The sequence below is a fragment of the Oceanobacter sp. 5_MG-2023 genome, assembly GCF_030548165.1.
In the GTDB taxonomy this organism is placed as follows: domain Bacteria; phylum Pseudomonadota; class Gammaproteobacteria; order Pseudomonadales; family Oceanobacteraceae; genus Oceanobacter.
On record NZ_JAUORS010000015.1, the window covers coordinates 1 to 11,676 of the forward strand.

Sequence of the window (11,676 nt, forward strand, 5' to 3'; positions counted from 1 at the left end):
ACATTCAACGACGGCATTTCGCCCGTTGCAGCTGAGGAAAACTTTAAAATACTGTCCGGGATTAGTTGACCACTACATACCAAACAAGACATCAAACAGGGCACTAACAGGTGGTTTCTGGTTCGACATGCGAGAAGACGAACAACGGCGTCGAATCAGCGTCAACGCCTTCTGCACCGACAAGCAGACGCCGACGCTGAAAAAATTCTGCTACAGTGGCCACCACGGCCGACAGCCGCATCATCATAATTTTCAGAATCACAACCAGTCAGAGAGAACACCACCATGGCCCTGATCACTGCCACCGTGCCGGTAACCGCCTTTCAGCAAAACTGCACCATTCTGATGTGTGAAGCCACGCATCAGGCGGCTATTGTTGATCCTGGTGGCGATATTGATCGCATCGTCGCCAAACTCGACGCCATGGGTGCCAAGCCGGAAAAAATCTTGCTGACTCATGCTCACCTCGATCATGTCGGTGGCACGGCCGAGCTGGCCAAGCGTTACCAGTTACCGATCGAAGGGCCGCACAAGGGGGATAATTTCTGGATTCAGTCGCTGTCGCAGCAGGCTCAGATGTTTGGGCTGCCGGATGTTGAGATGTTTACTCCAGATCGCTGGCTCAGTGACGGTGATCAGGTCACGGTTGGGGATGTCACGCTGGAGGTGATTCATACGCCAGGCCATACGCCGGGCCATGTGGTATTTGTGCAGCCAGAGCAGCAACTGGCGTTGGTCGGGGATGTGCTGTTTAACGGTTCGATTGGACGCACTGACTTTCCGCAGGGAAACCATGCCGATCTGATCCATTCTATTCGCGACAAGTTGTTCCCATTGGGGGATGAGATTGAATTTGTCCCAGGTCATGGCCCACGTTCAACCTTTGGTCATGAGCGCAAGAGCAATCCTTTTGTGGCTGACCAACGCGGGTAGCTCTGCCTCATGCGTTTATTGGGGTCAATGTGGTTATTTGAGCCAATTGCTTTATGCAGGCCAACCATTAAATCCCGTCAGGCTGGTGTATATCACTCCGTTTCAGCACAAAATTAGTGCGAAATTATGTTCAGTGAACATTGATTGCTCACACATAGCGAATTCGTTCCAGGTAAGTTTCGTGCTTCACCCGCTTCAGATAATCCAGAGGCGTGGTGTTCACCTGTTTTTTGAATTCTCTGGAAAAGTGGGATTGATCGCTGAAGCCGAGGTCGGATGCCAAGTCGGAAAAGGCTACCTGATCACTGTGATTGATGTCGTAAACCGCCGATTGGCAACGGATAATCTGGCTGAATGCCTTGGGTGACATGCCCATATCGGCCCGGAACTGCCGCTGCAGTGAGCGCGTGGTATATCCGGTCAATGCCTCCAGATCGTTGATGTGAATACTGCCATGGCTCTCGCAAATACTGCGGATCGCCTGGGTCGTCAATCGGGATGATTTCCGCATCTCCTTGCCATCACAAAAACGCCCGAAGATTTCAATTTGTTCGGCAAAACTGGCGCTGCCAACAATCGCTTCAAACACTTGATTTGACTCAGGAACCAGCTCCTGAAAAGCAAAGTGCTGCTCGATCAGTTCTTCCGCCGAGACGTTCAGAAAATCCGGCATGGTGCCGGACACAAAACGCACCCCAAAATAACGGTGATGGCTGTTCAGGTCGATGTCGATGGCCTTCATCGGCGTGCCAAAAACTTCGGCGGTGGGATGGCTGCTGTCGCAGTCAAACAGTATATCAACACAACCGTCCGGTATGGCAAACGTCGCTTCGACGGAGTCTTTGGCTTCAAAACTGTAAAAGTGAGAAATGAGCGGATTGTCAGACCCTGAAAGATAAAATCTCTCGGCCGAATTAAGCACCAACCAAGGCTGTTTGGAACGAATTCCAGCAAGACAATGAACAAGGGAAGTATGTGACATAACCTGGATTCGCTCGCTTGATATTTCGAAGATACGCAATCCATAGCAAAGCCAGTGCCAGATTTTTTGAAGTTGATATTTCTTGATTCCATGTCGCAAAAGTTCAATACGGATGATTTTTCGACGTCTAGGATCGTATTTTTCCTCAGCCCGTCTCGCTCATGAGTTTGACCCGTCATTATTGATTCTGATGAGCGTATGGCAGCTGAATAAAAGTACAGAAGTGCTCATTCCCAGATTCAAGGTGCTGTTATGTCAGAGAATACGAAAATCGATTTTATTTATCTTTCCGAGCCGGACATGATCAAAGCCGGCGTTATGGATATGGAAAAATGTGTCGACACAATGGAAAGCATGTTCACCTTGTTACATAAAGGTGATTATCGTATGGCTGGCCCGAATAGTGATTCCCACGGTGCCATGATTACCTTCCCCGAAGAATCTCCATTTCCGACAATGCCAAAACCTACTGCCGATCGTCGTCTTATGGCCATGCCGGCTTATTTGGGTGGAGAGTTCCAGACTTGCGGAGTGAAATGGTATGGCTCCAATATTGCCAACCGTGAAAAAGGCCTGCCGCGTTCAATTCTGATGTTTATTCTGAACGATATCGATACCGGTGCTCCCATGGCTTATATGTCGGCCAACCTGCTATCAGCTTATCGTACCGGTGCGGTTCCTGGTGTTGGTGCACGCCACCTTGCCCGTAAAGATTCCAAAGTGGTGGGTTTATTGGGGCCTGGCGTTATGGGTAAAACATCTATTGCGGCCTTTATGGCCACTTGCCCGGATATCGACACCATCAAGGTAAAAGGTCGTGGGCAAAAAAGCCTCGATAGCTTTATTGGCTGGGTTAAGGAAACCTACCCTCAAATTACTACGATTACCACTGTCAATACTCTTGAAGAGGTGGTACGTGGTTCCGATATCGTAACCTATTGCAATTCTAACGAAACCGGTGATGTGTCCAGTTATCCGGAAGTCAAAAGAGAATGGGTAAAACCCGGCTGTTTCCTTTCAATGCCAGCGTATTGTCGTCTCGATGATGCGATGGAAACAAACGATGTCCGTAAAGTGCTGGATAACACCGGCTTATATCAAGCCTGGTTTGAAGAAGTGCCAAAACCGGCTCACCAGTATATTCCCATCATTGGTGCCCGTTTTATGGATATGGTCGACGAGGGCAAGTTATCGCTGGATCAGCTCGAAGACCTCGGAGCCATCACCGCCGGAGCCACTCCAGGTCGGGCGAATGATGAAGAAATTATCATTTTATCGGTTGGCGGCATGCCCGTCGAAGACGTTGCCTGGGCCACCGTGATTTATCGCACGGCAATTGAGCAAGGCATTGGCATCAAGCTGAATCTTTGGGATAGCCCTGAATTGTGCTAGCAGCATCCGGCGTCGTGACCGGCGCCGTTATTTCCTCTGCATGACTGTATTTGACACCCTGGATATTCCCAATGACACAGATTCTAAAACTGAAAACCGGCTCAAAATTCGAAGAAATCGGCAGCTATTCCCGCCTCGTTGCTGTCGATCGCTGGATTTACGTTTCCAATACTGCGGGCCGTAATCCACACACCAAAGAGATCCCAGAGGACGTGCTGGCGCAAACGCACCAGGTGTTCAGCAATATTGAAACCGCCTTGGCGGCGGCGGATTCCTGTCTCGCCGATGTGGTGTTTTCACGGGTGTTTATTCAGGACCCGGCCGATGTTCATGCGGTGATGGGATTGGTTGGCGAGAAGTTCAAAGGCATCAATCCGGCCACCACGGTGACTTGTCCACCGCTTGGTTCAACCGTCTACAAGATGGAGCTGGAAGTCACCGCCTATCGCGGCGCTTCCCAAGCCACCGTAGAAGAAATGTCCATCGCCTGATCGTTCCAGGCGATACCCGCAAACCCGTTGATGTCGGCAGCAATCTTATGACCAAAACACTGGAAACAGTACACACAACAGATCAATTACCTGACGCCACCACGGTGGTCATTATTGGTGGAGGCATCGTCGGTGTTACCGCAGCACTGACGCTGGCAGAGCGTAACATCCCCGTTGTGCTGCTGGAAAAAGGCCATATCGCGGGCGAGCAATCATCACGCAACCTGGGCTGGATACGCAAAACCAGCCGTCATGCCGCCGATGTACCCTTGGCTCAGGCGGCCGACCGGCTGTGGGCCGGGATGCCGGAGCGTATCGGCCAGTCGGTCGGCTACCGCCAGTCCGGCATTATGTTTCTGGCCAAAAACGACGAACAGATGGCGATGCACGAAGCCTGGTCACGCTCAGTGCAAGACCTGTCTCTGGACTCTCAGCTGCTGACGCCACAGGCCATCGACCAGCATGTACCTAACGGTCAGGGTCAGTGGGTTGGCGGTATTTACACGCCATCGGACGGCCGGGCCGAACCCGCCATTGCCACCAGCGCCATTGCCAGGGCTGCCGTCGCCAAAGGGGCAACCCTGATCCAGCACTGTGCTGTACGAACATTGGTGAGGTCGGCCGGAAAAATCAGCGGTGTTGTCACCGAAAAAGGCGAAATCCGGTGTGAACAGGTGTTGTTGGCGGGCGGAGCCTGGTCACGGCGTTTTCTCGGTAACCAGGGTATTGCCCTGCCGACGCTGCCGTTGATTTGTTCCGTGTTACGTACCACACCGATGACAGGGCCAACCAATATTGCTGTGGGTGGCCCGGATTTTTCTTTCCGCAAACAGGACGGCGGCGGTTTTATTATCACCCAACGAGGTGCACTTGATGCTCCCATCACCCTCGATCATCTGCTGATTGGCTGGCGTTATCTCAGCCAGCTCCGTGCCCAGCGCAGTTTTTTGCGCACCTCGTTAGGCCGGGCTTTTCTGCAGGACCTGGCCCTGGCACGCCGCTGGGGAGCCGATCGCCCTTCTCCGCTTGAGAAAATTCGTACGCTGGATCCATCAGCCAACCCTGCCCTCAATCAAGAGGCGCTAACCAATCTTGCCGACGCCTGGCCTGTTTTCAAGCAGGCACAAATCGAAGAATCCTGGGCTGGCGTGATTGACGTAACACCCGATTCAAACCCGGTGATCGACCATGTTCATGCCATTCCTGGCCTGACGATCGCCACCGGGTTTTCTGGGCACGGATTTGGTACCGGGCCAGCAGCAGGGCAATTGGCAGCAGACCTTGTCGCCAATACTTCTCCCATTATCGACCCAGACCCTTACCGGTTTGATCGACTCTGAAATACCGATAACGGTTTTACTCACACGAGGTACAGAATATGAGCGGTACTGCACACACAGCAACGGCAAACTCGATTGATCTGGCGGGGGCTAATAAAAAGACCCATATTGGCCTGCTGACCATGATGGCAATTTGTATTGGTCTGGTGATTGTTCAAGGAGCGATGATTTCTGCCCTGCAAGGGCTCGGCATTGGCGGCCTGAGCTTTATCTTTGCCATGGTGGCGGCCTTGGTACTGGCGCAATTTAATGCCATGAGTTTTGCCGAGTTATCCTTGATGTTTCCGCAAGAAGGAACGCTGGCAACTTACACCCAAAAAGCGATTGGGCATTTTCCGGCTATTGTTTCTGTATTTGCTGGTTATGTGGTGGTTGCCGTATTGGCATTACCGGTAGAAATGTTTTTGGTGGATGCCATGCTGGGAGAATTATTACCCGGTGTATTACCAGAAAAATTAATACCCTTGCTTATTTTGCTGGTTTTCACTATTACTAACCTGATTGGTACGGATGTCTTTGCCCGGGTACAAAATGTTCTGGCATTTATTCTGGTCAGTGCATTGATCCTGACCGGCCTGGTGGCAATTACCGGTGCTTCTGAACCACACCCGGTACTGACAGGTGCCACGGTTGACTGGAGTATGGCGGGGGTTATCGATGGCAGCTTTATTGGCTTGATCGGGTTGGCATTATGGACCATGGTGGGCGTCGAATTTATTTGCCCAATGATTGGTGAGGTAAAAAATCCGAAGAAAAGTATTCCTATGGCCATGCATTTGTCATTGTTTTTTATCTTTACGATTTTTGTTGCCTTTATTTTTGGTGCCAGCCTTTATCTCGACCTGGATACTTTATTGGGTTCTCCTCTGCCATTCCTCGATTATGCCAATGCCGTATTCGGACAAAGCGGTTTGATTATTGCCACCGTCATGGCACTGGCCGCCACGTGCAGCACCATGAATACAATTCTTGCGGCTGTGCCAAGAATGCTGAAAGGTATGGCAGATGAAGGCCAGGCTTTCCCACAATTAAAATCGCATAACCGTTTTGATGCCCCTTGGGTGGGTATTGTCATGATGGCGGGATTAACAATGATTCCTTATTTTGTCTTTGGTATCGATTCCTTGATCATGCTGATTATTGCCGCCACCACCAGCTGGTTATTGGCTTATAGCGTGGCACATATCAATGTCATCGTATTACGCAAGCGTATGCCAAACCATGAACGCCCTTATCGTACGCCGTTTTATCCACTACCTCAGATTGTGGGTATCATCGCGATGCTGTACGTTGCTCTGAATAATTCACCAGCACCGGAAATGACTCAAATGGTCTATAGCATTACGGGGGGGATTTTGCTGATTTTAAGTATTATTGCTGCCGTGTGGGTAAAATTTTATATGAAGCGTGGCTTGTTTGAGCCAGATATGAGTTAAACAATACCATTCGTCATTAACCTGTTTATCCCGATGCCGGCATGATTAACCCTGTTAATAGATGTCGGCATTATTGTTGTTACTGGCGTCGTATTCTCTCCTCTCTCCTCTCTCCTCTCTCCTCTCTCCTCTCTCCAAGCCCAAGCCCAAGCCCAAGCCAGAACCCAAACCAGAACCCAAACCCAAGCCAGAACCCAGGCCAAAAAAAACCCGCCGAAGCGGGTTTTGGTGTTGCGGGACTTTGGCAGTAACAGGGATTACTTCTTGCCAAAACCACCGAAACGCTTGTTGAAGCGATCAATACGACCACCGGTATCCACGGTTTTCTGCTTGCCAGTATAGAAAGGGTGGCAAGCGGAGCAAACGTCCAGATACATTTCGCCAGGCTTGGCGGAACGAGTTTTAACAACATTGCCACAAGAGCAGGTAGCTGTCAGTTCAGCGTATTCAGGATGGATATCTTGTTTCATGGGAACACCTCGGGTCTTCACGCCGCCACCTTCCGACCATCGGACAGGCACCGCGCTACTGTTAAGAAAACATCAAATTCTCGCTGTCGCCATGAACCAATGACGGTGCCAAACCGTACATCAGCCCCTTGCACAGACAATAAGGACGCGCATAATACCAGAGCCTCTTTTACCAGCAAGTTCTTTTCATGCCTTTTTACGTCGTGCAGGTCGCTGTACCCGTGCCCTTGCGGCGCTGTTTCGACTATCTTCCTTCAGCCGGTGAGCCGGAAGACACCTGGAAACCCGGACAGCGGGTGCGGGTTAACTTTGGCCAGCAGTTATTGACCGCCGTCGTAGTCGGTACCGCTCATACCACCGATGTGCCAACAGCCAGGCTCAAGCCCTTACTCGAACGTCTCGATGATGCTCCCTTGCTGGATGCCAGTCAGCTGGCTCTGGGGCGCTGGCTGGCGCGCTATTATCATCACAGTCTGGGGGAAGTGCTGGAACTGATGATACCGGCACTGCTGCGGCGCGGCGGCGCCCTGCAAGAGGCGCTGGAGCAAAGCTGGTTGCGATGCCCCACCGCTCATGATGAAACACCGTCTTTACGTGGCAAGCAACAGCAGGCGCTGTGGCAGCTATTCCAACAGCGGCCCGTGTGGGTCCATGCCGAGCTGACGGCCCAGGGGTTTACTCTGGCCCAGCTGCGCCGACTGGCACAACTGGGGCTGATCGAAACACAACAGCGCCTGCCCATACCCGCCACGTCCTTACGTCGGCGCGACGACTTGCCTCTCAACGACGAGCAACAGCAAGCCCTGACACAACTGAACCAACCACGGCAGCAATTCCGGGCCAGCTTGCTGGAAGGCATCACCGGCTCCGGCAAGACCGAAGTGTATTTGCAACACCTCAAACAGACACTGCAACAGGGCCGCCAGGTGCTGGTGCTGGTGCCGGAAATCGGCCTGACGCCACAAACCGTGCAGCGCTTCCGGGAGCGGGTTGATGTGCCGGTGGCATTGATACACTCAGGGTTGAATGACCGCGAACGCCTGCAAGCCTGGTGTCAGTGCCGTGACGGCAGTGCGCGTATTCTGATCGGTACGCGCTCGGCGGTCTTTACGCCGATGCCGGAGCTCGGGCTGATTATTCTCGATGAAGAGCACGACAGCTCGTTCAAGCAACAAGATGGGGTACGCTATTCCGCCCGCGATTTTGCCTTGGTGCGCGCCAAGCAAGCGAATATTCCCATTGTACTGGGATCGGCAACTCCGTCTCTGGAGTCGTTGCACAATGCCCTCAGCGGCCGCTACCAGCATCTGAAGCTGACCCAGCGAGCCGGTCAGGCCAAGCCGCCGGGCATGACCTTGCACAGTATCCTCCATCAACCATTGACCTTTGGTCTGGCACAACCGGTGATTGCCAAAATGCAGCAGCATCTGGACGCTGACCGCCAGGTGCTGGTGTTTGTGAACCGCCGCGGTTACGCCCCGCTGATGGCGTGTCAGGAATGTGGTTGGCTGGCAGAATGTCCTCGCTGCGACGCCCGGCTAACACTGCATCAATCGCCAGCGCATTTGCACTGCCATCATTGTGATTTCCAGCAAGCGGTGCCCCGCTTCTGCCCCAACTGCCACAGCGACAAGATTCAGGCCCTGGGTCAGGGCACTGAACGGCTGCAAGACGAACTGTCGATGTTATTCCCCCAGGTGCCGATCACCCGCGTCGATCGCGATACCGCCCGTAACAAACACGCCTTTGATGCGTTGCTGGAGGACATTCATTCCCCCGGCAAGCGCTTATTGATCGGTACTCAAATGCTGGCCAAGGGGCATCATTTCCCGGCGGTGACCATGGTGGTGGTACTCGATGCCGATGCCGGTTTATTCAGTGCCGACTTTCGGGGTATGGAACACACGGCACAACTGATCTTGCAAGTGGCTGGCCGGGCCGGACGAGCGGAGCATCCGGGCGAAGTGTGGATTCAGACCCTGTACGCCGACCATCCGCAATTAAACCTGTTGATCAACGACGGTTATCACGCACTGGCGCTGGCGCTGTTACAGGAGCGCCAGCAACGGCAGTTGCCGCCTTACAGTCATATGGCCATGTTACGGGCGGAATCGCCCCAGCGTCATCTGGCCGAGCAGCTGTTGCAGCTGGCACGACAATTCCTGCAATCGCTCTCGGCCCAGCACCGGGCGCACTCGACCAGTATTACCCCGCTGGTCCTGGTGGGGCCGTTTCCGGCCATTATGGAACGCCGCGCCGGACGTTTTCGCCAACAATTGCAGCTCCTGAGTGACGAACGCACAGGGCTGCATGCGGTACTCGATCCATTGGTGGATTTTCTCCACCAGCAAAAAGGCTTTCACCAGGTGCGCTGGCATCTGGATGTGGACCCCCAGGACACCCTCTAGCCTGGGTGAATCCAGCCAAATAACCACACGGCCAACTGGCGGTCCTGCCGTCATCTCTTTATCATCGCTGCTTTATTCTGGTCGCTGTCAACGGAGTAACCTGTGGCTCGCACGCAATTAACATCTTGGACACATTGGCTCGCGTTTGGCCTGGGTTCTGGTCTGGCCCCCAAAGCACCGGGCACCTTTGGCACCATCGCAGCGCTGCCGGTCTGGCTGCTATTGCTGGCGGACATTCCGCTGTTACCGTATCTCGGTATCCTGATCGCCGGTTTTGCCTTTGGCGTTTACCTTTGCCAGCAAACGTCGCACGACCTGGGGGTACATGATCACCCGGGTATTGTCTGGGATGAATGGATCGGCTTGTGGATTACCTATATTGCCCTGCCGTCTGGCTGGGGATGGATTCTGGCGGGGTTTGTCTTGTTCCGCTTTTTCGACATCCTCAAGCCCTGGCCGATCAAATGGCTGGATGAACAGGTCGAAGGCGGTTTTGGCATTATGATTGACGATGTACTGGCGGGTATCTTCGCTCTGGTCTGCTTGCAGCTGGCGGCCTGGGTGTTGATCTGAGGGGGCTGATCTAACACCCGCTCTAACGCCGCAAGTAACGCAACCAGCGCCAGATATTCAACAGACTCATCAGGGAACCGGCAACGTACGTCAGGGCGGCGGCTCGCAAAATGGTGCGGGCATGAAGCATATCGGCGTCATCCAGGTACTGGCCTTGCTGTAACAGCGGCAGGGCTTTGTTAAAACTGGCATCCAGCTCGACCGGCAAGGTTACCAGATGCACCAGGGTGTTGATGCTCATCGCCAGTACCGCAATCAACAATGTCCAGCGTGACAGTCCGGGCTGTACCGCCAGCAGCAAGGGCGACAGCAACAGTGCCACTGGTGCCAGCCGTTGCATCCAGCTCGCCAGTACTGCCAGCCCCTGACGCCAGGAGAACATCCGCTCGCCACGCTGGTGCTGCAGGGCATGGCCTACTTCATGGGCCGCCACCACTACTGCGGTGAGCGACTTGCCATCGAGCTTGTCGGCGGTCAGTCGCACGGCATGCTGTTGGGGGTCATAGTGGTCGCCTTGTTCTGTTGCTTCGACCACCACCTGTTCCAGCTCCAGCTTGTGGATCAGGTGCCGGGCCATATCTCCCCCGGTTCCGGGAAAATCGTCACGCACCGAGCTGTGACGAGTCAGCACGTGGCGTACCCATAACCCCGGCAAAACCAGTACCAGCAGCAAAATAACGACCCCGGCGATCATCAGCATCTATATATCCTGTGCAACAGTGTGTTAACCAGACGCTTTACGACGCTGGAAGAATCCCCTCGTAATGCTCTGTTTCGAGGTGATGTATGCCATTTTCGAACCTTTGCCAAGGCCAGAAGCAGCGATGTGCCATTGTGACACCAACAAGTCCCGTTTTTAAGGTCAGGGAAGTTTGGGGGATTATGGTTCGTGCTGATAGAATACGCCGCTTGTTTTATCGGAGGTGAGAGCCTTGAGTATCCAATACATTGCATCGTCCAAGCTGCCAACGCCATTTGGCGTCTTTACCATGCACGGATTTGAAGACACCGTTGCCGGCAAAGAGCATGTGGCACTGACGCTGGGGGATGTTGGCAACGGCGAGCCGGTACTCGCCCGTGCTCACTCCGAGTGCCTGACCGGTGATGCGTTATTCAGCATGCGCTGCGATTGTGGTTATCAGCTTGAAGAAGCGATGCGTTCGGTGGCAGAGGCAGGCCATGGCGTGGTGCTGTACTTGCGTCAGGAAGGCCGTGGCATTGGTCTGTTGAACAAAATCCGTGCCTATCACCTGCAAGATCAGGGCGCCGATACGGTCGAAGCCAATGAGCAGCTGGGGTTTGGTGCCGATATGCGTGACTACAGCATGTGTGAACCCATGCTGAGCCATTTGGGTATTCATGCCGTGCGCCTGATGACCAACAACCCGCGCAAGGTGAAGGCTCTGTCAGAAGCCGGTGTAAAAGTCATTGAGCGAGTGGCCATCGAAGTGGGCAGAAACCCGTACAACGATGGCTATCTCACCACCAAGGCCAGCAAGCTGGGGCATATGCTCAGCAATACCGCCGTTGCGCCGCTGACTCATCAGGATGATGAGGCGGTCTGAGGTCTTTCCGGTCTCTGTCTACTGTCCATTGTCTACTGCCTGGAGCTGACAAACCGTCCTCCAAGGCCGGACAGGCCAGCGATTAA

The 11,676-nt window shown here is 53.5% G+C and carries 12 protein-coding genes; 9 read left to right on the forward strand and 3 right to left on the reverse strand.

The genetic code is table 11. The features are described from left to right. Together Q4551_RS11050 and Q4551_RS11055 are read left to right on the forward strand one after the other, a co-directional pair. A partial coding sequence (locus Q4551_RS11050) for a hypothetical protein (protein ID WP_303433850.1) occupies nucleotides 1–295 on the forward strand: 295 nt, incomplete at its 5' end. Continuing rightward, entirely contained in the window at nucleotides 292–933 is a 642-nt protein-coding gene (locus Q4551_RS11055; RefSeq protein ID WP_303433973.1) for an MBL fold metallo-hydrolase, read from the forward strand. The genes Q4551_RS11050 and Q4551_RS11055, both read left to right, overlap by 4 nt. A 148-nt stretch (nucleotides 934–1,081) precedes the next feature. Here the strand turns inward: Q4551_RS11055 and Q4551_RS11060 are convergent, their stop codons facing one another. Further along, nucleotides 1,082–1,855, reverse strand: coding sequence for a helix-turn-helix domain-containing protein (locus Q4551_RS11060; RefSeq protein WP_303433974.1), 774 nt, complete (start codon nucleotides 1,853–1,855; stop codon nucleotides 1,082–1,084). 312 nt (nucleotides 1,856–2,167) lie between these two features. Between Q4551_RS11060 and Q4551_RS11065 the strand changes: the two genes are divergently transcribed. From Q4551_RS11065 to Q4551_RS11080, 4 genes are all read left to right on the forward strand, one after another. Continuing rightward, nucleotides 2,168–3,307: a tyramine oxidase subunit B gene (locus Q4551_RS11065; RefSeq protein ID WP_303433851.1), complete on the forward strand. Its 1,140-nt coding sequence runs from the start codon at nucleotides 2,168–2,170 to the stop codon at nucleotides 3,305–3,307. Between the two features lie 71 nt (nucleotides 3,308–3,378). Continuing rightward, complete coding sequence (locus Q4551_RS11070) at nucleotides 3,379–3,798, forward strand: Rid family hydrolase (protein ID WP_303433853.1); 420 nt, start codon at nucleotides 3,379–3,381, stop codon at nucleotides 3,796–3,798. A 47-nt stretch (nucleotides 3,799–3,845) separates the two neighbouring features. After that, complete coding sequence (locus Q4551_RS11075; RefSeq protein ID WP_303433855.1) at nucleotides 3,846–5,138, forward strand: FAD-binding oxidoreductase; 1,293 nt, start codon at nucleotides 3,846–3,848, stop codon at nucleotides 5,136–5,138. A gap of 38 nt (nucleotides 5,139–5,176) precedes the next feature. Next, entirely contained in the window at nucleotides 5,177–6,574 is a 1,398-nt protein-coding gene (locus tag Q4551_RS11080) for an APC family permease (protein ID WP_303433857.1), read from the forward strand. A 257-nt stretch (nucleotides 6,575–6,831) separates the two neighbouring features. On the opposite strand, the gene rpmE is transcribed toward Q4551_RS11080, so the two are convergent. Further along, nucleotides 6,832–7,044 carry a 50S ribosomal protein L31 gene (rpmE, locus tag Q4551_RS11085; RefSeq protein ID WP_303433859.1) on the reverse strand — a complete coding sequence of 71 codons (213 nt, stop codon included), beginning with the start codon at nucleotides 7,042–7,044 and terminating at the stop codon, nucleotides 6,832–6,834. A 188-nt stretch (nucleotides 7,045–7,232) separates the two neighbouring features. Here rpmE and Q4551_RS11090 point away from each other — a divergent pair, with 188 nt between their 5' ends. Next, the gene (locus tag Q4551_RS11090; RefSeq protein ID WP_303433861.1) at nucleotides 7,233–9,452 is read left to right on the forward strand and encodes a primosomal protein N'; all 2,220 of its coding nucleotides are present in this window, start codon (nucleotides 7,233–7,235) and stop codon (nucleotides 9,450–9,452) included. 102 nt (nucleotides 9,453–9,554) lie between these two features. Further along, a complete protein-coding gene (locus Q4551_RS11095) occupies nucleotides 9,555–10,025 on the forward strand; it encodes a phosphatidylglycerophosphatase A (protein ID WP_303433863.1) in 471 nt (156 codons plus the stop codon). A gap of 22 nt (nucleotides 10,026–10,047) precedes the next feature. Here the strand turns inward: Q4551_RS11095 and Q4551_RS11100 are convergent, their stop codons facing one another. Continuing rightward, the gene (locus tag Q4551_RS11100; RefSeq protein ID WP_303433865.1) at nucleotides 10,048–10,725 is read right to left on the reverse strand and encodes a zinc metallopeptidase; all 678 of its coding nucleotides are present in this window, start codon (nucleotides 10,723–10,725) and stop codon (nucleotides 10,048–10,050) included. 232 nt (nucleotides 10,726–10,957) lie between these two features. On the opposite strand from Q4551_RS11100, the gene ribA reads away from it, so the two are divergent. Further along, nucleotides 10,958–11,590, forward strand: coding sequence for a GTP cyclohydrolase II (gene ribA / locus Q4551_RS11105; protein ID WP_303433867.1), 633 nt, complete (start codon nucleotides 10,958–10,960; stop codon nucleotides 11,588–11,590). The last annotated feature ends 86 nt before the right edge of the window (nucleotides 11,591–11,676 follow it).

What these genes read in the sequence shown, in the direction of transcription:
- Q4551_RS11065 (WP_303433851.1), top strand. Translation starts at nt 2,168, where the DNA reads ATGTCAGAGAATACGAAAATCGATTTTATTTATCTTTCCGAGCCGGAC.
- Q4551_RS11075 (WP_303433855.1), top strand. Translation starts at nt 3,846, where the DNA reads ATGACCAAAACACTGGAAACAGTACACACAACAGATCAATTACCTGAC.
- Q4551_RS11100 (WP_303433865.1), bottom strand. Translation starts at nt 10,725, where the DNA reads ATGCTGATGATCGCCGGGGTCGTTATTTTGCTGCTGGTACTGGTTTTG.
- rpmE (WP_303433859.1), bottom strand. Translation starts at nt 7,044, where the DNA reads ATGAAACAAGATATCCATCCTGAATACGCTGAACTGACAGCTACCTGC.
- Q4551_RS11070 (WP_303433853.1), top strand. Translation starts at nt 3,379, where the DNA reads ATGACACAGATTCTAAAACTGAAAACCGGCTCAAAATTCGAAGAAATC.
- Q4551_RS11090 (WP_303433861.1), top strand. Translation starts at nt 7,233, where the DNA reads ATGCCTTTTTACGTCGTGCAGGTCGCTGTACCCGTGCCCTTGCGGCGC.
- Q4551_RS11080 (WP_303433857.1), top strand. Translation starts at nt 5,177, where the DNA reads ATGAGCGGTACTGCACACACAGCAACGGCAAACTCGATTGATCTGGCG.